This is a genomic window from Pseudomonas sp. NPDC087639 (genome assembly GCF_044743385.1).
Lineage (GTDB): Bacteria > Pseudomonadota > Gammaproteobacteria > Pseudomonadales > Pseudomonadaceae > Aquipseudomonas.
Genome location: NZ_JBIUWI010000032.1, coordinates 10,322 through 33,468, shown reverse-complemented (window position 1 = coordinate 33,468; position 23,147 = coordinate 10,322). Strand labels below are relative to the sequence as shown.

Genomic DNA, 23,147 nt, shown 5'->3' with positions numbered 1-23,147 from the left:
TACCGCTTGCCCCGAGACTCACAATGCGCCGTCTGCTGTTCTGCCTGCTGCTTGGTTTCCTTCCTCTGTTCGTTTTCGCCAGCGAAACGCCGCGACCGAAAGTCGGCCTCGTGCTGTCCGGTGGTGCCGCTCGCGGGTTGGCGCACATCGGCGTGCTCAAGGCGCTGGAGGAGCAAGGCATCAAGATCGATGTGATTGCCGGCACCAGCATGGGCGCGGTGGTTGGCGGCCTGTATGCCTCGGGCTACAAGATCGACGAACTGGAAAAACTCGCCCTGAGCATCGACTGGCAACAGGCGTTGTCCGATGCGCCGCCCCGGGAAGACGTGCCGTTCCGGCGCAAGCAGGATGACCGCGATTTTCTGGTGAAACAGAAACTGAGCTTTCGCGACGACGGCAGCGTCGGCCTGCCGCTGGGGGTGATTCAGGGCCAGAACCTGGCGCTGCTGCTGGAAAGCCTGCTGGCGCACACCAGCGACACCCGGGACTTCGACAAACTGCCGATCCCCTTTCGCGCCGTGGCTACCGACATCGCCAACGGCGAGAAAGTGGTGTTCCGCAAAGGTCACCTGCCCCAGGTGATCCGCGCCAGCATGTCGATCCCTGCGGTGTTCGCCCCGGTCGAACTTGATGGCCGGCTGCTGGTGGATGGCGGCATGACCGACAACATCCCGCTCGATGTCGCACGGGAAATGGGCGTCGACATCGCCATTGTGGTCGACATCGGCACGCCGCTGCGCAACCGCAAGCAACTGACCACCGTGGTTGATGTACTTAACCAGTCGATCACCTTGATGACCCGGCGCAACTCCGAGGAGCAACTGGCCGCGCTGAAACCGACAGACGTGCTGATCCAACCGGCGCTGGCGAGTTTCGGCGTCACTGATTTCGGCCGCGCCCAGGAAATGATAGATGCCGGTTACCGCGCCACCAAAATCCTCGATGCCCGCCTGGCACGGCTCAAACCGGTGGTTGCTCAGGATGCCCAACTCAACGCCGCGCGCGCGCCCGGCCAACGCACGCCGATCATCACCGCGATCAAGGTCGAGAATGACTCGAAAGTCGACGACGATGTGATCCGTTACTACATCCGTCAGCACATCGGCGAGCCGCTGGATCTGGGCCGACTGCATTCGGACATGGGCACCTTGTACGGCCTCGATTACTTCGAGCAGGTGCAATACCGCGTAGTGCACAAGGGCCAGGATCACACGTTGGTGATCAGCGCCCGGGGCAAGCGCAGCGGCACCGACTACCTGCGAGTCGGCCTCAACCTGTCGGACGACATGCGCGGCGCCAGCGCCTTCAACCTTGGCGCCAGCTACCGTATCAACGGCATCAACCGCCTCGGTGCGGAATGGCTGACCCGCGCGCAGATCGGCGAAAAACAGGAGCTGTACAGCGAGTTCTATCAGCCACTGGACGTCGGCTCTCGCTATTTCATAGCGCCCTCGGTGGTGTTTGAGGCACAGAACGTCGATGCGGTGCTCGACAATGATCCGATCGCCCAATACCGGGTCGAGCGCTACGGAATGGCCCTGAATGTCGGTCGGCAGATCGGCAACAATGGCGAAGTGCGTTTGGGTGTCGGTGAAGCCTGGGGCAAGGCCGACGTGCGTATTGGCGATCAGGATATGCCCAGCGAAAACTTCAACGAAGGCTTCTATTCGTTGAAATATTCCTACGACTCGCTGGACAACGTTTACTACCCGCACGAGGGCAAGGAGGTCAGCCTGACCTTCCTGCAATTTGAACCGAGCCTGGGTTCAGACACACGCTACCGACAATGGGAATTCAAACTCGATAAAGCCATGAGTCACGGACCCGACACGCTGATTCTGGGGGGACGCTATGGCCGCACACTCGACGACACCAATGTGGTGACGTCGAGCTTCCTGCTCGGCGGCGCTCGGCAGTTGTCAGGTTTCCGTGAGGACGCGATTTCCGGGCAGAACGTCAGTTTGATGCGGGCGGTGTATTACCGTCGGCTGACACCGCGTTCGTATCTGCCGCTGGATTTCCCGCTGTACGCCGGCGCCTCGCTGGAACGTGGGCGAGCGTGGAATAACGACAATGAATTCGACAGTGGCTACATCAATGCGGCCAGTGTGTTTATTGGCTTCGATACACCACTGGGGCCGTTGAATTTCAGTTATGGGTTGAATGATGCGAATGAGCAGGCTGTGTATTTGAATCTGGGCCAAACCTTTTGAATACCCCTGTAGGAGCTGTCGAGTGAAACGAGGCTGCGATCTTTTGATCTTGCTTTGAAAAGATCGTCCGATCGCGTCCCGAGCCTTCGGCAGCTTCTACAGGGGATCAGCGGATGCCTGCCAGAAGGCTCCGCGCGGTTTGCTTTAAAGGCTCATCCCCTTCCTTGAGCAATTCATTGAGCAACGCAATCGCGCTGTCGATGTCGCCGTCATCGATGCAGGTCTGAGCCTGTTCGAGCTTCCCGGAACCTGCCGCCTCTTCGGGCTCCGATATTTGCAACGCCAACGGCTCCAGCGCGAGCGATGGCTCCGGATCAGAAAACTCATTGAGAAAGTCATCGTCCAGCGGCTGCGCGTCCGGCTCGGGGATCCACTCAAGCTCGGCTTCCTCGCTGGTCGCGGTTTCCGGCAATTCAAAATCCTGCGGCAACACTTGCAGGCTGGAACCCAAAGCGGACGCTTCGGCTGGTGGCTGAACCGGTGCCGCACGGCTGTCCTCCAGATCCCAGCTGGAATCCATCGACAACTCATCCAGATTCAACTCGAAATCATGCTCAGCCGCAGCGGATTCGGGAGCGGCAACAATGACAGGCGTAATGCTGGCGACCAATGGCGCCGTTGCCGCCAGCGGCTCAGTGCTCGTCAGTTTCGGATGCCGGGCGCGAATATCCTGCAACTGGTGAGCCTCCACTCCACGCGCACGCAAATGACTTTCCTGCTGCTCGTAAGCAGCACTATCGCCCTGACGCCCCAGCACCTCGAGCAATTGCAGACCGAGATCGATGCGCTCCGGCTCCTTGTGCTGCGCATCGCGCAACAACCCCGCTGCTTCGCCAAGTCGCCCGTATGCCAGGTAAATGCCCACGGCTTCCAGGACATCACCCGCCGCCGGCTCTTCACGATGCTCGGCTGAGGCGTGAGTCCTGACCGGTTCGGCGCTCTCGGGTTCATCCACATCGACCTCATTGCGCAGCGGCAACAGCGGCACTGGTGCGTCACTCGGCATCTGTTGTTGGCGTCGACGGTTAACGAACAACGCAGCCAATGCCCCCAGCAGTAACAACAGACCTCCGAGCAGTGGCCAGTTCAACCCGTCGTCCGTGGACTCGACCGGTACAACAACCGCAGCTGGTGCCGGAGTTACCACCGGCGCTGGCGGTGGCTTCTGAGATTCGGCCAAGCGTGTCTGCAGATCACTGACCTGCTTCTTGCCGTCGGCAATCTGCACATCCTGTGCCTGCAATTTCGCATTCAGCTCGTCCAGGGACTTTTGCAATTGTTGGCTCTGCAGCACGCTGGCGGCCAATTGCTCAGCCAGCGCCTCGTTGGCCGGCGCCGTTGTCGGTGGTGGCACCGCAGGTGTTCCGCGCTTGCCCTGCGCTGCCTGGGGCGGCGCGGTGACCGGTTCGACCGTGGGAAACGCCGAAGACTGCGCACGCGGATCCGGTTCATCGGTGGCTGGCACGATACCCGGCGAGCCCGGCGGATCGATCAGTACGGTGTATTCGCGCAACACGCGGCCATTGGGCTGATTGAGCTGCACAAGGAAATTCAGAAAGGGTTCGTTGACCGGTTTACTGGAGGTGACCCGGATCATCTGGCGATTGCCATGCAGGATCGGCGTGAACTTGAGGTCGTTGAGAAAGAACACCCGTTCGACCCCGGCACTGCCGAATTCGTCTGCCGTGGCCAGGCTCACCGACAGGTCACTTTGCGTCAAAGCACCGACATCGATCAGCGCAATATCGGCCTTGAGCGGCTGATTAAGGCCCGAATGAACCGTGATGTCACCCAGCCCCAGAGCCAACGACAAGGTTGAATAGCCGACTGCGCCAGCGACCAACAGCCCTTTGGCGCAAACGCGCAGTACCACGTGCCAACTTGCGAGCATGAGCATCCCTTTAATAAGCAAAACCGACTTCTATGCATTCGCACATCCGGTACGAACACGATATTGCCTAGTAGTTCTTATAGCTTGCTCAGCGCGATCCCTCAAAAAACCGGCACGTGGTTATGCCTCAAGATTTTTCCAGGTTGCCCAGAATGTGCCCGTGAACTCGCATGCACACCTTCAAATCCGCCTCGTCGACGCCTTCGAACAATTCGTGACGCAGTTGGGTGGCAATGGTTTCAATCTGCTCAATCAGTGGCAGGGCCGGGGCACAGAGGACGATTTTTTTCGCCCGGCGGTCTTCCATCACGGACTGGCGTTGCACCAGACCCTGGCCTTCCAGACTATCGAGCAAGCGTGCCAGCGTCGGGCCTTCAACGCCGACGCTTTGCGCCAGCTCTCGCTGGGTCGGGGCGTCTTCGAAACGCGCCAGGTGCAGCAGCACCAGCCAGCGTGCCTGGGACAGCCCCAGGCCCGCCAGCCGGCGGTCCAGTTCGGCACGCCAGCCGCGCGACATCTGGGCCAGTTGCATGCCAAAGCGGTGTTGATCGGTTAACGGCATAAAACTCTCGTGATTAAACTGAAGTAATAGAGAAAAACTAATTATTAGTCAGCTAAGCATGAGCTGCAGCTATAGGCAAGTGGCGCTCTGTACTGAATCGTTACAACTGTATGGGGCTTGGCGCAAACGCCGCCTTACATTTCGAATTCCGATTGCAGCGCAGCCCGCACGCAATAAAGAACACCTTCTGGAACACGACCAGCAAACAGCTCAGCCACTTCGGCGACCGGCGGCAGTTCGCCCTCGCCATCAAGGAATGCGTCCTGCACTTCACCCATCAGTTCTTCCGGCAGGTCGAGCGCCTGCTCCAGCGATAACTGCTGCTTGCCAATAGCCTCGGCGAGCATGGTGTAGACGTTCTTTTCCGAGCATTGCAACTGACCGGCGATCTGCATCGGCGTCATGCCGGCGCGAGCCAGGGTGATCAATTCGTGACGCACGTCGGCCACCACTTTCGGCGCCTCCGCTTCGCCGCCGAGCACTTCGAGGAAGGCCTCGCCATAACGTTCCAGCTTGCGCGCGCCGACGCCGCTGACACGAGCCATGTCCGCCAGCGATGTCGGTTGGCTGCGGAGCATTTCCAGCAAGGTCGAGTCGGGGAAGATGACGTACGGCGGCACACCATGCTCTTCGGCGAGTTTGCGCCGCAGCGCACGCAGGGCTTCCCACTGTTCGCGCTCTTCGCCGCGCACCAATTGGCTGGCCGGGCTCTTGCTGCCGCTTTTGGCGGTGACCTGCGGCTTGAGATCGCGGCGCAGTTCCAGCGTAACCTCGCCCTTGAGCAGCGGCCGGCAGGTGTCGCTCAGACGCAGGCCGCCGTAGCCTTCGTGATCGACATCGGCCAGGCCGCGCGCCACCAACTGGCGGAACAGCGAGCGCCATTCGCTCTCGCTCAGCGCCTTGCCGACGCCGTACACAGAGAGATGCTGATGGCCGAAGCTGCGAATCTTTTCGTTGTCCTTGCCCAGCAGCACATCGACCAGATGGCCGACGCCATAACGCTGACCGGTGCGATAGATCGCCGACAGCGCCTGACGTGCAGGCTCGGTGGCGTCCCAGGTCTGCACGCCATCGACGCAGTTGTCGCAATGGCCGCAAGGTTCGGCCATCTCTTCATCGAAATAGGCCAGCAGGGTCTGACGACGGCAGCGGGTTTCCTCACACAGCGACAGCATGGCGTCAAGCTTGTGCTGCTCCAGACGCTTGTGACGTTCGTCACCTTCGGAGTTCTGCAGCATCTGCTTGAGCATCACCACGTCTTGCAGGCCGTAGGCCATCCACGCATCCGCCGGCAGACCGTCACGGCCGCCGCGTCCGGTTTCCTGGTAATACGCCTCAAGGGATTTCGGCAGATCGAGGTGAGCGACGAAGCGCACGTTGGGCTTGTCGATGCCCATGCCGAACGCCACGGTGGCGACCATGATCAACCCTTCCTCATTGAGGAAGCGCTTCTGATTGAACGCACGCAACTCATTGGGCAGGCCGGCGTGATAAGGCAGCGCCGGGAAACCCTGCTCGCTGAGGAACGCCGCGACTTCCTCGACCTTTTTACGCGACAGGCAATAGACGATGCCGGCATCGCTGCGCCGCTCGGCCAGAAACGCCAGCAACTGCTTGCGTGGCTGCTCCTTGGGCACGATGCGATAGAAGATGTTCGGCCGGTCGAAGCTCGACAGGAAGCGCTCGGCGTTCTGCAGATGCAGGCGGGTGACGATTTCTTCGCGAGTTCGCTTGTCGGCGGTGGCAGTCAGGGCGATGCGCGGCACATCGGGGAACATCTCGGCCAATTGGCCAAGTTGCAGGTATTCCGGACGGAAGTCGTGGCCCCATTGCGATACGCAGTGGGCTTCGTCGATGGCGAACAGGGCAATGTTCAGCCCTTGCAGGAACGACAACATGCGCGGCTGCACCAGACGCTCGGGCGCCAGATACAACATCTTCACTTCACCGCGCTTGATCCGCGCCGCCAGATCACGCTGCTGTTCGGCGCTCAAAGTGGAGTTCAGCGCGGCGGCGGCCACACCCAGCTCTTCAAGGGTGGCGACCTGATCGTCCATCAAGGCGATCAACGGCGAGACCACCACCGCCAGGCCATCGCGCAACAACGCGGGCACCTGGAAGCACAGGGACTTGCCGCCACCGGTAGGCATCAGCACCAGCGCATCACCGCCGCTGGCCACGCGCTCAATGATTGCACCCTGCCGGCCACGGAAACTGTCGTAGCCGAAGATGTCCTTGAGGACGCGTTGAGCCTGTTCGAGCATAAAAACTCCAAAAATCTACCGAAACATCCCTGCTCAGGCTGGTTCAAGACAGCCTGAGCTGCTTAAACAAAACGTAAGGGCGCGTTGCATGGCGGCCGCAATACGGGCAGGGATCGCAAAACGAGGCAGTATACCCGAGCCCTCCCCCGCAGAGGGTGCCGCTGATAAGAGACTCGAGAAACCTGCCGCAATCAGGCAAATCTGCCATGCGGCTGGCTTGAGCGCTCAAGAAGGCCTAGAATTCCCGCATTGTTTATTCCCCCAAGGTAGCCCCGTAATGTCCTTCGCTGAGCAACTGACCCGCCTGCAAGTCTTCCTCGACGCCGACGAACTGCATGACGAGGCGCTGGATTACGTGGCCGCCCACGGTTACCTCACCGCGTTGTCGATCTGCGCGGAAGACGTATCGGAACGTGAGTGGATCGACGCCCTGTTCGCCGAAGAGCCGCATTACAGCAGCGAGGCACAGCGCGAAGAGATCGAAGCCACCCTGATCGGCCTCAAGGCGCACATCGCCCGCCAACTGGCGTCCGACGAAGAATTCGAACTGCCATGCGAACTGGATCTGGGCGAAGAGCCGGACGATTCGGAACTGCGTGGCTGGTGCATCGGCTTCATGGAAGGCGTGTTCCTGCGCGAAGCGGCCTGGTTCGAAACCGCCGAAGAAGAAGTCAGCGAAATGCTTCTGCCGATCATGGTCGGTTCGGGCCTGTTCGACGAACAGCCAGAGTTCGAAGACATCGCCAAAGACGCCAACCTGATGGACGACATGATCGTACAGATCCCGGAAGCCCTGACCGCGCTGTACCTGCTGTGCCAGGCGCCAGACGAAAAACCGGCGATTCTCAAGCCTCGTCACCACTAAGATACGGCCTATGGACAACCCCATAGGCAACCGCCCCCTGATGTTGCGCTACATCCTGCTGGCCATCGGCTGGCTTAGCGTCGCATTGGGGGTGATCGGGATTTTCCTGCCTGTCCTGCCCACTACCCCCTTTCTATTGCTCGCGGCCGCGTGTTTCGCCCGCAGCTCTCCGCGTTTTTATCGCTGGCTGGTCGAGCATCCGCGCCTTGGGCCGTGGATTCGCGATTACCTCGATGGCAACGGCATTCCGCTCAAGGGCAAGGTCTACGCGATCGGGCTGATGTGGGCGAGCATACTGTTTTCCTGCTATCTGGTGCCGCTGCCGTGGGCGCGAGGGTTCATGCTGACCAGTGCGGTGCTTGTGACGGTTTACATTCTTAGGCAGAAAACCCTTCACAAAAGCTGACACCTGCTGGCAACCATTCGTCCGAAACAGGCAGTCACCTGTCAGATCTGACAGTAGCCAATGAGCAATGACTGAGATTAGAACAGATCCACCCGTTTTCGATAACCAAGGTGGATTTGCTCATGACCTCTTTCAGGCTGTTTATGTTTCCTTCACGTCGCGATGTATCGCCCATCGCGCCATTGCGACTCGATCCCGTCTATATAGCCGGCATGACTCATCCGGTCGTCGACGCAGACAACGGCATCAACATTGCTGCCTGGGAAGAAGGGATGTTCAGCATCATCGACCCGTATCCGGGGATGGGGCTAGACGACGACATAGAGATCTTCTGGAATCAAGAAAGCATTCTCGAACTGAAGGTAAAAAGCGAACAGGTCAACAAGCGATTGTTTTTTTTTCTGCCGACCGATGACATCGTCGCCGGTAGCGCTGAATGTTATTACCTGGTGACGAGGGCCGGAGAAACAAAACCCGACGATCCTTCCGCCGTGCGGACGCTGCTGGTCAAACTCAACAGGCCCGCAGGTGAAGATGTTGAGCAGCATCTGCCGTGGCACTCGGAACTGGACATCGTCGGTCTTCCAGAGGATGTGATCAACAATGGGGTAACCAGTGAATGGGCAGCCAAAGGTGTGCCGATGACCATCAAGAAGTATCCGGACATCAGGGTGCGAGATGTTATCTGGGTTCGTTGGGGCGGTATTTTTCTGGAGCCCCATGTGGTGACACAGGCCGAGGCTGACGGCTCTGCGCAGATTGTAATCACTGCTTTACCGGGCGACATACTGACTGCTGGCGATAGCACCGCGCTGCCAATCCGTTACGAGATACATGACGAAGTCTGGAACTACTGCGAAAAGTGGTCAAAAGAAACGACCGTTCTAGTAGATGCAGGTGCCGCACGGCTGGATGAAGCGATTTTCGAAGACCACGACGATGGTGAACTGCATCTCGACCGACTGGATCATCAAGCCACCAACCTGCTCATTAACATCAAGGACGCTGACGTCTTCGCCGCGGGCGACACAATCACCATCAAGATCATCGGCATCGGTGCTCCGGAAACAGCCTCACGCACGTACACGAGAGACGTGGTCCTGAGCAACCCACCTTACTACCTCGATTTCCCGATCCCCTACGAGTTCGTGAGCCTTTTCGCAAGGGGCACTCTCGATGGCTCCTACGTACTGCACAAACAAGACGGTACCCCGCCGCTTTCTTCCAGACGTGCTTTTGTCAAGGTGATAGGCAACCCGGCACTGCTGCCAGCGCCGACGATCAATGAAGTGGTCGGGGCCATTTTGCCAGTCGATAGCACAGCGGCAACAGTACGTGTTGATTACCCGTCCATCGCCATCGGGGATACGATCAACCTGATTTGGGAAGGCACGAAATCAGACAACACACCCTACGTGCACGAACAACAGCAGGACGTCAGCAAGGATAATGAGCTGGCCGGTTTCGTGAATGTTTACGTGCAGAACGAGCACATCCTTGCGCTGGAGAACGGCAGTCTCAAACTCTACTACCGCGTGTACAACGAAGAGGCCGACCGCTATGGCATCAGCGAATCGGACTTTCTCAGAGTCGAGGTTGGCGTTCTGCGCGCGACACTGCCAGCACCGGATGTGGAAGAAGCAAAGGATGGCGTGATCGATCCGACGCAGGTTTATACCCAGGCCCATGTGCTGGTCAAACCGGTCAACTGGGTCAAGGGCGATATCCTGACCTATCACTGGATTGGCGTCACTGCGTATGGCAGCACCCGGGGCAGCGTGCCGATCACGATTGTGTCGATCGATCAAACCGTGCGCTTTCGGGTAGACGCCAAGTACGTCTCAGCCAACATTGGTTATCCTGTCACCGTGCGTTACACCCTTAAGCATGTGACGACCGGGAAGTACAGCTATTCGGCGCCATTCGAGGTAATGGTCGGCATACCTTTGGGACAACTGCTGCCGCCGACTGTCGTGCAGGCGCCGACCAGAACGTTGAACCCGATGGATGCCATTGACGGCGTCGACATCGAGTGCAGCTACGCCACCATGGACGAGACGCTGGACACGCTAGCGCTGAAGTGGCGTGGAACACCCGGCCCCGGCACTTCGGAAGATCTCGAGAAACCTGCCGAAGTCTCGGGCACAGTCACCTTTCACCTGCCTGCTTCCTTAGTCGGCGCCAACATTCGGCGCTCGGTTGACGTGAGCTACGACGTACAACGTTACGGCCTGTGGACACCTTCAGAGGTGTTGCCTCTGACTGTCCTTGATTTTCAGAACCCGGAAAATGACTTGCCAAGGCCCGAGGTTCCGCAAGCGAAAGGCGACATTCTGGATCTAATGGAATACGTCGGCGACGCCAGAGTGCAGGTAAAACCCTGGCCGTTCATCGCCAAGGGGCAACGCGTCTGGATCATCGTCGAAGCACTTACCAGTGCAGGCCCCGTCATCATTGAAGTACTGAAAGATCACGAGATCATCAGCGATCAGCAAGTCATCCGAGGCCTGGACGAAACGCTGTCAAGAATTGAATTGCTCAAGCTGCTCCACAACTCACCCGCCATCGTGAAATGCAAAGTGATTTTCGATGGCAGCACTAATGTGGGGGCTGCAATCGAGTTTCCGAACCTGCCACTGACCATCCGCACCCGCTACGACTATGTGACCCCGATCATCACCCTTGTGCAAGATTCGCAAGATAAGGAAATCCCTGAAGCGGGGTTGACCTACGACAAGCGTGTGACGATCCACGGCACGGCTACGCGAGGCGAGAAGGTCGAAGTCAGGATCAACGATGACGCCAAGGGAACACCTGAAGTCAAGCCATCCGGGGAGTGGGTGTGCCCCGTTGCCAGCCTGATCGAAGGTCTGCAAACCATAACAGTAGAGGCGCTATACGACGCTGACGTACCGATCTCACAACCGCGAACATTCACCATTGGGATCGCCACCAAACCCAGCATTACCGCGGTCAACGACTCCAAAGGACCGGTCGGCCATAACGGGAAAACCTATGACACCGAGGTGACCGTGACCGTCGACGCGGATGCGAACCAACAGGTTCAGCTTTATGACGATGTCGTCGCCATTGGCCTTCCTATCGCTCTGAACAACGAAGGCACAGGATCTACCCGACTCTCCATTCCGGCGAGGAAGGATTACTCCATCAGGGCCAAGGCACTCTACGGCGATCAATTGGATTCTCCGGTGCACTTCTTTACGGCCAAGGCTCACTTGTCAGTGAGGCTGACGTCGGTTCGACACTCAAGTGGAGAGCTGAATCAAGGAGGCAATACCACTGACGCTTCCGTGAGTCTGACCGGCGAAGTGACGCCTTTGTATGATGTGCAAATCTATGACAACAACGGCCCCAAACACATTGTTCCCGCCAAGGAAGACGGCGTGTGGACGACCACACTGGCGATAGCCCTCGGCGGACACTCGATATATGCCAAAGCACTGGCGACCGGAGAAAACTCCGCGACTCGAACTTTCACCCGGAACAACCCGATACCACCGCTGAACTTCAATACGAGTCCCGTGACACTGCGTGGCAAGACATACATCATTCCCGACTCGAATGTGCTGCCCGCCTTTAACTCAAGCAACTCGGTAAGACATCAGGCAACCGGTGGCTCGGGAAGGATTACTTACAGTGTCACCCCTCCAGGTTACGTGGTAGTCGATGGCACGGGACTCGTGACTGTCCGGGGTAATGGTACGGCGACTATCACGGCCAAAGACAGTGCCAACCAATCCAAAAGCTATACCGTGACAGTGACAGGGGTGGTTCATTGCCGTGGCTTCGGGAATGAGAACTGGTCGACAGCAAATGCCAGAGTTTCAGGCGCTGGCATGCGCATTCCGAGCTACGCGGAGCTGAACGAAATACACGCGGCCTACGGGGCGCGATGGCCCATGTCAAATCACCATTATTGGTCGACCGATTCCAGCAACTACTGGTGGCCCTTCTCCGCCAAACGAACCAAATACATAGCGTCAGGAGGTGAGGGCGCCTCAAGGACCTCTGGGCACTGGGCGGATGTTGTAGGCATCCGATGACATCACACACGTCATCAAAACGTTGTCTTTAATGTTTGCGGGGCTGATTGCCGATCATCCGTTCGCTCTGAAAACGAGCGGAGGGATGATTCGGGCATCTGCTTGGCAGTTAGCGCATAAGCAACATCTGACGACCACTCGTCGCCACCTGTCAGATCTGACAGGTGCGCATTTCTCACATCCAGCGTTCAATCACTCCATCACCCCATCCCACGGCAGGAGTGCCCGGCATGCTCGTACAACCTCGCAAACCCATCAGTACATTGGCCCTTCTCGACCCGGAAATTCCCGGCGGGATCCTGCTGGCGGACGGGACGTGGGGTATCAACCTAGCCGCCGCGCGACTCAACTTTCCACAAGGGTTGAAAGTCCAGATCCCCGCGTGGTCCAGCAAGGATCTGGGCGACAACGTCAAGCTGTTGCTCAACGGCAACACGGTGGACCAGAAAACCGTCACCGATCCGGTTGAATTGAAAGAACGCACCACCCTGTTCGTGCCGCCGGAACGCTTGCTGAGCGGCTCATGGGAGCTGTCCTACTCGGTCAAGCGCATCAGTCAGGCACTCGAGCCTGGCCCGGTCCTCAAACTCTTCGTGAAGCTCGAACTGCCCGGCGGTCAGGACATCGATCCTGACTACGGTCACTCCGAGCTGGCCATGGCGTTCGATCCGCCGGAGGTGGTGCGCGACGGTGTCGGTCCGGAACATCTCGTGGACGGCGTGCAGATCATCGTCGCGCCCAAATCCGGCTCGGGCCTGCCGTACATCAACGTCGCCCTGGGCGATGTGATCATCGTGGGTTGGGCCGGACAAACCGTATCGTCGGCGCCGGTCACCCAGGCGCAGATCGACGCCCCTGACAGCAATCCGATCAAAATCCTCATCGACGGAGACAGGATCAAGGCCGCCGGGGATTCGGATCTTGATGGCCTGTCCGTCAGCTACATGATCCGCGACCGCGTGCTCAACCAGTCCGAAGACTGGTGCAAGGCTGAGCGCATCGTGGTCGACACCGGCAACTCGCGTCTGGACGCGCCCATCCTCGACCAGGCCGACGGCCTCAGGGTGGATCTGGACGTGCTGGGTGACGAAAAACCCGTGTTGCAGGTCTGGGCGCAATCGTCGAGCGAATTCAGCAAGGACGACGTCATCATCATGCGCCTCACCGGCATCACCGCCGAGGAGCAATCGATCGACATCAAGGTGCTCCAGAGCATCGAAAAAAACCCGCCGACCAAAGTCGACGTACTGCACAGCAACGCCAGCCTTCGCGCACTGGGAACACGCTCGGCGGTGTACGCGTTCGAACTGGAGCGCGATGGCCAAATCATCCAGCGCTCCAAATCCCGCTCCTACGACATCATCGGCGAACCGACGCGCCTGGCCGCGCCTGTCGCGCTGGATGAAATCAATGGTGCCATCAGCCCTGACTTGCCCGAATACCGCATCCGTATTCCCTACGACCCGCTGATCACAGCGGAAAACGCCATCGAACTCAAATGGTTCGGCACCCGGCCCGATAACACGATCTACGACCCCGAACTCGACTGGTTCTTTCCCTCCGAAGACGAGGCCGCTGATCCCGACGGCTTCATCATCACCGTCAATGGCGCGCACGGTAACCCCCTGGAAGGCGGCACGCTTGATCTGTCGTACAACCTGCTCAGCGACGAGGGCAACGACGTGATCGGCCGCCGCCCTTCGCAGCACGCCGCGCTGCTGAATATCGGCAAACCGCAGTTCGAACTGGTCAAACCCATCGTCCTCGGCGAAAAGGACGGCGTCCTCGAACCCAAGAAATTGCCCGGCGGCATCGGCAAACTCACCGCCCCCCGCCCGGTCGCCAACCCGACCGAAACCGGCGACATCGTGACCTATACCTGGGTCGGCGAGGTCACAGGCGAGAAGGAAGACTTCAAGAAACTCAATGCACTGTCCAAGGACAAGGACGTGGAGTTCGCGCTGGATGCGGCGTTCGTGGCGGCGCACATCGAGCCCAACCGCGGGAAAAAGGTGACGGCGCGCTATCGCATACTGCGGGTGGCGACCAATACCACCAGCCATTCGAATCCGTTGGAGTTTGTGGTGGGTGAGGCCGAGACGCTTAAACCACCAAAAATCAAGGAAGCGCCCAACGATACAAGCCTCGACCCGATTGCCGCCAAGGACGCCCTGACGGCCGTGATTCCAGCCTACCTCAACATGATCGGCACGCAGATCATCGTGACCTGGGCCGGCACCGCCGGTTCCGGCAGCCAGACCGTCGGCCCCATCAATGTGAGCACGCAAGGGGATCTGAACATCCCTCTGGACAACGCAGTCGTGGCGTTCAACCTTGGTAAAGCGGTGACGGTGACCTACATCGTGACCGGCAATGACACACCATCGGATCCGCTGGTTCTGAGTGTGCTGCCGATTGCGAATGAAGATACGCGGCTACCCAGCCCGATCATCAATGGCAACACCAATACCGAACTGGACGTCAACACCCTGCCGGTTCAACCCCTCACCCGGATTGACGCCTGGCCGCTGATCAAAGAGGGGCAACCGATCTGGCTGCGTTACTTTGTCGATGACAATCCCACACCGATCAGCGTGACCTACAACGGGCAATCAGTACCACCCGAAGGTGTGCCCGGCGGTATGCATCCGTATACACCCGTGGTCGAGCTCAAGAAATTGGCTAATGGCGCAAGGCTGCGGATCGAGTTCAAGGTTGGTTACGGCGGCGACACCGATGAAGCCAAGGCGGTGACCTTTCCGCAACGCACTTATATCGTCAAGGCTGTGGAGGATGTGAAGCCAGAAATCACCTCGGTCGAAGGCTCGCCCAGTGAGGTTGTTATCGAAAATGGGGATTGGACCATTGAAACCAGCGTGGTATTGACGGGGAAAGGTATAAAAGGTCGGAAAGTCCAGGTGCTGGACGGTGCGTTCATTAAGGGGGAACCCGAGGTCGACGCAACGAACGGTACTTGGACTCTTACAATCGATGGGCTGGATATAGCAGAACATCGTTTTACCGTTCGGGCAGATGCCAGTGCGCCACCATCGGATGCCTGGGTCATCACGGTGAGGAAGGTGAATACACGCATTCCCATAGTGACCCCATCGTTCATCGTGTTCCGGCCAGATGGGCAGCGCGCTTATATCAGTAACGGTAGCCCAGGCAATGTTTTTGTCATTGAAACCGTGAGCAATACCATTATTGAGACCATTAATTTGGGCGGAAAACACTCTGCAAGAATGGCAATTACTCCTGACGGTGCTCGCCTTTTCGTATGTCACTTAGAGAATTACAGTATTACGATAATAAACACTGAAACAAATAGTCCAATTACGGTATTGCCTGTTGGCGCAAGCCCCTACTCAGTATGCATAAGCCCGGACGGCACCAAAGCATATGTATGTAACGAAACAGGAAAATCAATTTCGACAGTCAACGTTCAAAACTTGACTGTCCAGACAACATCATTGGGAAGTGTACGCCCAATAGATGCAAAAGTTAGTGCAGATAACAGCCGCCTGTATATTTGCCCATTTCAGGGGAATAGCCTCCTGATTGTCAACGCTGTAAATTTAAGCGAAATAGCTTCCATTGCACTGGGCTACACCGTCTTGATCAGCCCTAGATATGTAGTAAGAACATCTGACGATTCTAAAATTTTTGTAGGAAGCACGGGGGATGGAATTATTTACATTATTGATCCGCTACAACTGAAGCTTGTCGGGACTATTAACGTGGGAGGAACGGTCATGAGAGGACTAGCAATTACTCCTGACAACAGCAAAATTTACGCGATAAAATACGCCGATGAAGAAATTGCAGTTATTGACACAGGCAGTTCAAAAGTAACGGAAACCATTGGCATTGGAAAAAACCCTTCAGGTATTGCTGTTTCTCCTACTGGCAAACATTGGTATTGTGCGATTAATGGAGAAAATGTTGTTGTGGTCAATAACGTATGACCTCAGCAAAGTTAAGAGGAAAAAAAGGGGACGTATTTATTTACTCGCAGCCCCGTTTCACTCGACAGCTCCACACGGCCGGACACAGCCCCCTGTAGTGAGGGGATTTGTCCCCGTCCGGCGACGCAGCAGTCGCAAAACCTGAGTATGCATATACCTCAAGGATCGAGGTGGCAGGTTTTGGGGCTGCTCGGGGATGAATCCCCTTGCCACAGGTGAGTATTGTCTCTTGATGATGTGGAATAACCGGGACGGATCTAATGATCTACCTCTCTAAACAGAAATGTTTAATAAAAAAACCCAGACACTCTCGCAGGCTACAAAACCTTGCGCCTTTGCCTACAGCTACGCCAGAATCCGCCGGCTTGTGCGCCTTGGGGGCGGGTTCTATTGTGGCTCGGTCGCTGACTTTTCAGTGATCGGGTTTAGCAGCCCGGGTTTTCTCTAGACGCACAAAGTCCGTTGCCGTTATGGCGGCTTTGCGTGGGGCACTTCGGTGCGCCGGGTTCTAGAGTCCTGGTCTGCTAACCCGCGTACAGCCGCCACCTCCTACGTTAGCAGCGAACGGTGGCAGCTTCACTACTCTAGAGACTTTAACCATGATCAAACCAACGCCCAACCCGCCTGAAACCGACCCCACCTCCCCCTACGAATCCCTCGACTCGAAAAAGCTCAACGAAGCCGCCGACCGCGCCCTCGATCATTACCTCTGCTCGCCTGGCTCGACGCCTCCGCCACGTAAAAACCGCAGAATGTACGCCGCTACCGCGGACTTCAAAAACGAGGAGCTACTGGCCGATGCCTGCGAAACCCTCGCTTCAGCACGAACCATCGCCAATGACTTCGCCCATCTCATACCCGCGACGCAGCGCAGAACGCTGCTGGGTATCGCGCAATTGATCATGCTCGGGGAGCTGGCGGTGAATCGGGTGCTGGATAATCTGGAGTTGCCGGGCTGATGCCGGCGTGGTGAACACCCGCTGAGCATTCGATGGCAACTCTGGCCCCTTCGCGAGCAGGCTCGCTCCCACAGTGGAACGCGGTCAATGGTGGGAGCGAGCCTGCTCGCGAAGGCAGCCCCTCAGATAACACCTGTCTTCGGGCATGAAAAACCCGCCGCCCCGTTCAACCGGGACGGCGGGTTTTGTCGTTTCAGGCCTGGATCAAAGGCCAATCACACCGTATCCACCTTCAACGAATGATCATTCAACATGCCGCTGATGATCGTCGCCGTGTCATGCCCGCTGGCAATCACCCCACCCGCCCCCGGCGTAACACCATAGTGGCTAGCCAGGTTGACGCCGGCCAGGTCGATGGTCTGGTTCGGCGTGGCGCCGGCCATGGCGCTGACGTCGATGCTGGTGAGGACCGACGCGCCACTGCCGGTGACGGTGAAGTGCAGGTAGTCATCGAGTGACGACGTGCTGCCGTTTTCACCTTGCAGCAGTTGCGACAGGTCGAGCTTGTCGGTGCCGGGGGTGAAGTCGGTGATCAGGTCGTGGCCGCTGTTGCCTTTGAGCCACTGGAAGGTGTCAGCCCCTGCGCCGCCGGTCATCGTGTTGTTGCCCAGGCCGCCGATCAGCAGGTCATCGCCGCCGCCACCGTTGAGGGTGTCGTTGCCCAAGCCGCCGTTGATCACGTTGTTATTGTTGTCGCCGGTCAGGCTGTCGTTGAAGTTCGAGCCGACGAGGTTCTCGATGCCGGTCAGGGTATCGGTCCCGGCGCCCAAAGTGTTTTGCGCACCGAGCAGGCCAAGGTTGACCGTGACCCCGGCAGTCGCATGGGCATAGCTCGCCGTGTCGATGCCACTGCCGCCGTCGAGCAGGTCATTGCCCGAGCCACTGTAGAGCAAGTCGTTACCGGCGCCGCCGTGCATTTCGTTATTGCCGGAGCCTGCGGTGAGCACGTCGTTACCGTCGCCCGCGTTGAGGATGTTGTTGCCGGTGCCGGCCACCAGCACGTCATCGCCCGCAGTGCCGGTGAGGGTGTGGCCATCCTGATAGCTGATGGTTACGGCGGCCGTGTCGCTGCCACCGTGGTTGTCGTTGGCGGTGTAGGTGCCGTTGTAATCCGGAGTGATGTCATGTGCCCCGGCGTAGTTGAGGGTCATGGTCAGCTGGTAGTTTTCCAACCCGTTGGCGTTACCACCCGTGGGGTTGGTGATGTTGGTGATGTGGATCTGGTAGACGCCGTTCGACGTCGCGGTGAGGGTTTGGCCGTCCGCCAGCGCCATGTAGGCGCCACCGTTGATCGAGTACTCCATGCTGACGTTACCGGCTGCCAGGTTGTGATCCAGATTGAGGGTTTCGCCCTGGCGCAGGTTGACGGTGATGCGATCTTCATCGTTGGCGTTGGTGTTGGTCACCGCACCGAGGTAGCCGCTGACCACCAGCACGGCGGTCATGGTTGCCGCGTTGGCCGAGAACGAATTACGCACGTTGGCCAGGTTCTGGTTGGCAGCAGTGTTGGGGTTGGTGCCGGTGAAGCTGATGGCGCCGGTGCCGGTGAAGTCCGCCGCTTTCGAGATCCAGCCGGTGTTGAAGCTGGTTGGCGTAGCGTTGAGCGTATCGCCGTTCGGATCGGTGTCGTTGGCCAGCAGCAGCTCACCCGGCACGACGATGTTGCTCGACAGCACGTTGGTGATGATGTGGTCGTCCATCGCCACTGGCGGCGCGTTGGGGATCACCTTCACGGTCAGCGTCGAGCTGGCGAGATCGCCGTCGTTGTCACTCACGGTGAAGCCGATGTTCTCGGTGATCACCGTGGTGGTGGTTTTTTGCGAGGTGTAGGTGTACTCGCCGGTGTCGAGGTTGATCAGCAGCGTGCCGCTGTTGTTGGTGGCGATGCTCAACGTGTTGTTTGCGGTGTTGAACGTACCGTGATTGACGCCGCCGCTTGGCACCAGCGAACCCTGTCCGCCGTTGGCTTTCGGATCGTAGGTGTAGGTGGTGCCGTCAACCACGATGGATTTGATGAACCCGCCATCGGCGCCGAAGGTGCCGCCCTGGCCCAGCAACGAACCGGTAACCGGTGCGCCTTCCACGGTGCCCGACAGCACCGAGTTGAGCTGGTTGAGGTCGGTGACCACCACCGCGTTGGTGTTGGTGTGGTTGATGCCGTCGTAGGCCAGTGGATCGAGGTTGGCATTGCTCACGCCGCTGCCCAGGCCGATCGCGTAGTTCTTGATGTTGTTGGCATCGAGGAAGTTTTTCAGCGCGGCTTCGTCAGCGGCGTTGATGTCGCCTTCGTTGGGTTTGCCGTCGGAGAAGAAGTAGCCAACGTTCTGCGCCCCGGTGAGTTTGCCCGAGGTATTGAACGCAGTTTGCATCACCGCCACGGCGGCGTCGTAGTTGGTGCCGCCACCCGCCGTGAGCCCGGCGAGAATGGTTTTGGCCGTGGCCACGTCCACCCACACCGCGGTTCTGTCAGTGGCGTTGCTGCTGAAGGTGACGAGCTGCACTTTCACATCGCCCAGATCATCGTACTTGTCGAGCAAGGCGCTGATGGCCTGCTTGGCCAAGGCCAGCCGCGACAGGCCCGGCACGCCGGACGCGTCGGCCATACTGCCGGAGATGTCGAGGACGATCAGCAGATTGGAATCGATCTCCACCGCTGTCACCGAGCGATCCGAGGCCACGGCTTTCGGCACGTCATCGACGATGTTGACGACGAGGGTGCTGGTGGTGCTGTTGCCCAGCGCGTCGGTGGCTTTGTAGGTGAAGCTTTCGCTCAGAGTGTTCGGCCCGTCGTTGGCGTTCGGCGAGGTTTTCGGCGCCGAAGTCAGTGTGTAGGTGTAGGTGCCGTCGGCGTTGAGCTGGATCTGCCCGTAGGTGCCGGTGGCGCTGCCGACCAGTGTGTAAGTGATCGCGCCACTGCCGCCGGTGACGGCGCCAACCAGTGTTCCGGTGGCGGTTTCGCCAGTGTTGGTCGGATCGCTTCCGGTGACCGTGCCGGGGGCCAGATCCTGGCCGTTCTGGGTCAGGTCGAGGGCTTTTTCGTAAACCGTCACGTCCTGATCGACCGAGGCCACGAGCTTGCAGTCAGCGACGTTGATGGTGATGGTCGTGGTGCTTTCATCGCCGTCACTGTCACGGATGGTGTAGGTGAAGGTGTCAGTGGCGCCCGGCGGGCTCACCGAGTTCGGGTTGCTGTGGTAAACGGCGTTGCCTGCTGCGTCCAGGGTCAGGTAACCGTAGGCGCCGTTGATATTGCTGTTGAGGCCGCCGACGGCCGAGGTGCCGGTGTTGCTGCCGGCGCGCACGCCGACCACCGTGGCCGCGCCATCGGCACCGCTGACGTCATTACCCAAAACGCTGACATTGACCGTGCCGCCCTCCGCCACTGAGCCGGTGTCGGGTTTGGCGGTCGGCAGGTCATCGATGATGTTGACGTTGATCTGGCCGCTGGCGGTGCTGCCATCGGTGTCGGTCGCCACCACGGTGAAGTTCTCGGTGAGGCTGTTGGCACCGTTGGCGTTTGGATGAGTTTCGTTATCCACCAGGGTGTAGCTGTAGCTGATCACACCGGTCGCCGGGTTGTAGCCGGTGATGGTGAACGTGCTGCCCAGTGGCGAAACAGTCGATTGCGGGAAACCTGCGGCCACGCCGTTGGTGACCACCGCGATCCCGCCCACGGTGAGGGTCTGCAGACCATCAAGCGCGGTGACGGTAAAGGTGCCGCTCTGGGTCAACGCCGGGGTGTTGGGGCTGGTGCCGTCGCTGAGGTTTTTCTCGTAGACGGTGAGTTCGCCGCCGTAGACGTCGAGGCCGTTGAGTACCACCGGATCGTTGTTGTTGTGGATGTTCAGCACCAGGTTGGCGGTGCTGGTGTCGCCGTCGGCATCGGTGTGGGTGTAGGTGAAGGTTTCCGTGCCGTTGCCGCCACCGTTCAGGGCTTTGAAATCGGCGTCGCTGGTGTTCAGCGTGTAGGTGTAAGTGCCGTTGGCGTTGAGCACCAGGGTGCCGTAAGTCCCGACAAACGTGCCGGCAGTGATCGGCCCGGTCGCGACCACGTCCGCACCTTGAACATCATTGGTCAGCACATTGCCGTTGAGGGTCAGCAACGATTCCGAAGCGGTGTTCGCGTTGCTGTCGTTCACAGCTTTTGGCACGTCATCGACGATGCTGACAACGATGGTGCTGGTGACAATATTGCCCAGCGAATCGGTGGCCTGATAGGTGAAGGATTCGGTCAGGGTGTTGGCGCCGTCGTCGGCATTCGGCGAGGTGGTCGCCGGCGCTGTCAGGGTGTAGGTGTAAGTGCCGTTGGAATTGAGCACGATCTGCCCGTAGTTGCCGGTGGCACTGCCAACCAGCGCATAGCTGATCGCACCGACCGCACCGGTGACCGAGCCGACCAGCGTGCCCGACGCGGTTTCGCCAGTGTTGGTCGGGTCGCTGCCGGTGACCGTACCAGGGGCCAGATCGGCGCCGTCCTTGGTCAGGTCGAGGGCTTTCTCAAAGACGGTGACGTCGGTGTCACTGACCGCATACAGTTTGCTGTTGGCGACATCAATGGTGATGGTCGTGGTGCTTTCGTCACCGTCGGCATCGCGCACGGTGTAGGTGAACACATCCACCGCACCGGGGCCGTTCACCCCATTCGGATTGCTGTGGTAGACCGCGTTGCCGTTGGCATCGAGCGTCAGGTAGCCGTAGGTGCCGTTGATTTGCGCGTTCAAGCCACCGATGGCCGAGGTCGACGTGTCGGAACCTGCACGCACGCCGACCACCGCGCCGGTAACCGCCGGGCCGTCGGCGCCGCCGATGTCGTTATTCAGCACATTGCCGCTGACGGTACCGCCCTCGGCCACCGACGCCGCATCGGGATAGGCGCTCGGCAGGTCATCGACGATGTTGACGTTGATCTGGCCGCTGGCAGTGCTGCCGTCGGTGTCTGTGGCGACGACGTTGAAGTTCTCGGTGATGCTGTTTGCGCCGTTGGCGTTCGGATGGGTTTCGTTGTCGACCAGGGTGTAGCTATAGCTGACCACGCCGGTTGTCGGGTTGTAACCGGTGATGGTCAGCGTGCTGCCCAGCGGCGTGACGATCGATTGTGGGAAGCCTGCGGCCACGCCGCCGGTCACTACGCTGATGCCGCCCACGGTGAGGGTTTGCAGACCATCGAGGGCGGTTACGGTGAAGGTACCGCTCTGGGTCAGCGCCGGGGTGTTGGGGCTGGTGCCGTCGCTGAGGTTTTGCTCGTAAACCGTCAGCTCGCCGCCGTTGACGTCGAGGCCGTTGATGATCACTGGATCGTCGTTGTTGTGGATCTGCAAAACCAGATTCGCAGTGCTGGTATCGCCGTCGGCATCGGTGAGGGTATAGGTGAACGTTTCCGTGCCGTTGCCGCCACCGTTCAAGGCTTTGAAGTCGGCGTCGCTGATGTTCAGCGTGTAGGTGTAAGTGCCGTTGGCGTTGAGCTGTAACGTGCCGTAAGTCCCGGTGAAAGTGCCGGCAGTGATCGGGCCGGTCGGCACGCGGTCGGCGCCTTGTACGTCGTTGGTCAGGACGTTGCCGGTCAGCGTGAGCTGGCTTTCCGAAGCGGTGGTTGGGTTGCTGTCGTCCACCGCTTTTGGCAAGTCGTCGACGATGTTCACGTCGAGGGTCGCATTGGCGGTGGTGCCGTTGTCATCGACCACGGTGACAGCGAATTGCTCAGGCAGATTGTTGGCGCCGTTGGCGGTCGGATGCGCCTCGTTATCGGCGAGGGTGTAGCTGTAGCTGACAACGCCGGTTGCGGCGTTGAATCCAGTGATGGTGAGCGTGCTGCCCAAAGGTGTAGTGATCGATTGCGGGAAGCCTGCGGCCACGCCGTTGGTGACGACTGCGATGCCGCCAACCGTCAGGGTTGTTACGCCGTCCAGCGCGGTGATGCTGAAGGTGCCGCTTTGGGTCAACGCGGACGAATCCGGC

General features: G+C 59.0%; 10 protein-coding genes. 5 read left to right on the top strand and 5 right to left on the bottom strand.

Going from position 1 to position 23,147, the window contains the following annotated elements; genetic code table 11:
- Positions 1 to 23 precede the first annotated feature (23 nt).
- Positions 24 to 2,213, top strand: a complete 2,190-nt coding sequence (locus ACIOVB_RS15155) for a patatin-like phospholipase family protein (RefSeq protein WP_401268945.1) — start codon at positions 24 to 26, stop codon at positions 2,211 to 2,213.
- A gap of 106 nt (positions 2,214 to 2,319) precedes the next feature.
- Here ACIOVB_RS15155 and ACIOVB_RS15150 read toward each other — a convergent pair whose 3' ends face one another.
- The 3 genes from ACIOVB_RS15150 to recQ all read right to left on the bottom strand — a co-directional run bounded on the left by ACIOVB_RS15150 (position 2,320) and on the right by recQ (position 6,930).
- Positions 2,320 to 4,104: a FimV/HubP family polar landmark protein gene (locus tag ACIOVB_RS15150; RefSeq protein ID WP_401268943.1), complete on the bottom strand. Its 1,785-nt coding sequence runs from the start codon at positions 4,102 to 4,104 to the stop codon at positions 2,320 to 2,322.
- 127 nt (positions 4,105 to 4,231) lie between these two features.
- On the bottom strand, positions 4,232 to 4,666 hold the full coding sequence (locus tag ACIOVB_RS15145) for a MarR family transcriptional regulator (protein WP_187677316.1): 435 nt from the start codon (positions 4,664 to 4,666) through the stop codon (positions 4,232 to 4,234).
- 134 nt (positions 4,667 to 4,800) lie between these two features.
- Positions 4,801 to 6,930: a DNA helicase RecQ gene (gene recQ, locus ACIOVB_RS15140; protein ID WP_187677315.1), complete on the bottom strand. Its 2,130-nt coding sequence runs from the start codon at positions 6,928 to 6,930 to the stop codon at positions 4,801 to 4,803.
- Between the two features lie 277 nt (positions 6,931 to 7,207).
- On the opposite strand from recQ, the gene ACIOVB_RS15135 reads away from it, so the two are divergent.
- Together ACIOVB_RS15135 and ACIOVB_RS15130 are read left to right on the top strand one after the other, a co-directional pair.
- Complete coding sequence (locus ACIOVB_RS15135) at positions 7,208 to 7,795, top strand: YecA family protein (RefSeq protein WP_187677314.1); 588 nt, start codon at positions 7,208 to 7,210, stop codon at positions 7,793 to 7,795.
- Between the two features lie 10 nt (positions 7,796 to 7,805).
- Positions 7,806 to 8,201, top strand: a complete 396-nt coding sequence (locus ACIOVB_RS15130; RefSeq protein ID WP_401268940.1) for a YbaN family protein — start codon at positions 7,806 to 7,808, stop codon at positions 8,199 to 8,201.
- Between the two features lie 3,602 nt (positions 8,202 to 11,803).
- Here ACIOVB_RS15130 and ACIOVB_RS15125 read toward each other — a convergent pair.
- On the bottom strand, positions 11,804 to 11,998 hold the full coding sequence (locus ACIOVB_RS15125; RefSeq protein WP_401268998.1) for a hypothetical protein: 195 nt from the start codon (positions 11,996 to 11,998) through the stop codon (positions 11,804 to 11,806).
- A gap of 497 nt (positions 11,999 to 12,495) precedes the next feature.
- Between ACIOVB_RS15125 and ACIOVB_RS15120 the strand changes: the two genes are divergently transcribed.
- Together ACIOVB_RS15120 and ACIOVB_RS15115 are read left to right on the top strand one after the other, a co-directional pair.
- Positions 12,496 to 16,233, top strand: coding sequence for a beta-propeller fold lactonase family protein (locus tag ACIOVB_RS15120; RefSeq protein ID WP_401268937.1), 3,738 nt, complete (start codon positions 12,496 to 12,498; stop codon positions 16,231 to 16,233).
- Between the two features lie 599 nt (positions 16,234 to 16,832).
- Positions 16,833 to 17,192: a DUF6124 family protein gene (locus ACIOVB_RS15115; protein WP_401268934.1), complete on the top strand. Its 360-nt coding sequence runs from the start codon at positions 16,833 to 16,835 to the stop codon at positions 17,190 to 17,192.
- 215 nt (positions 17,193 to 17,407) lie between these two features.
- Here ACIOVB_RS15115 and ACIOVB_RS15110 read toward each other — a convergent pair.
- A partial coding sequence (locus ACIOVB_RS15110; protein ID WP_401268932.1) for an Ig-like domain-containing protein occupies positions 17,408 to 23,147 on the bottom strand: 5,740 nt, incomplete at its 5' end.

What these genes read in the sequence shown, in the direction of transcription:
- ACIOVB_RS15155 (WP_401268945.1), top strand. Translation starts at nt 24, where the DNA reads ATGCGCCGTCTGCTGTTCTGCCTGCTGCTTGGTTTCCTTCCTCTGTTC.
- ACIOVB_RS15150 (WP_401268943.1), bottom strand. Translation starts at nt 4,104, where the DNA reads ATGCTCGCAAGTTGGCACGTGGTACTGCGCGTTTGCGCCAAAGGGCTG.
- ACIOVB_RS15145 (WP_187677316.1), bottom strand. Translation starts at nt 4,666, where the DNA reads ATGCCGTTAACCGATCAACACCGCTTTGGCATGCAACTGGCCCAGATG.
- recQ (WP_187677315.1), bottom strand. Translation starts at nt 6,930, where the DNA reads ATGCTCGAACAGGCTCAACGCGTCCTCAAGGACATCTTCGGCTACGAC.
- ACIOVB_RS15135 (WP_187677314.1), top strand. Translation starts at nt 7,208, where the DNA reads ATGTCCTTCGCTGAGCAACTGACCCGCCTGCAAGTCTTCCTCGACGCC.
- ACIOVB_RS15130 (WP_401268940.1), top strand. Translation starts at nt 7,806, where the DNA reads ATGGACAACCCCATAGGCAACCGCCCCCTGATGTTGCGCTACATCCTG.
- ACIOVB_RS15125 (WP_401268998.1), bottom strand. Translation starts at nt 11,998, where the DNA reads ATGAACCACCCCTGTCACTGTCACGGTATAGCTTTTGGATTGGTTGGC.
- ACIOVB_RS15120 (WP_401268937.1), top strand. Translation starts at nt 12,496, where the DNA reads ATGCTCGTACAACCTCGCAAACCCATCAGTACATTGGCCCTTCTCGAC.
- ACIOVB_RS15115 (WP_401268934.1), top strand. Translation starts at nt 16,833, where the DNA reads ATGATCAAACCAACGCCCAACCCGCCTGAAACCGACCCCACCTCCCCC.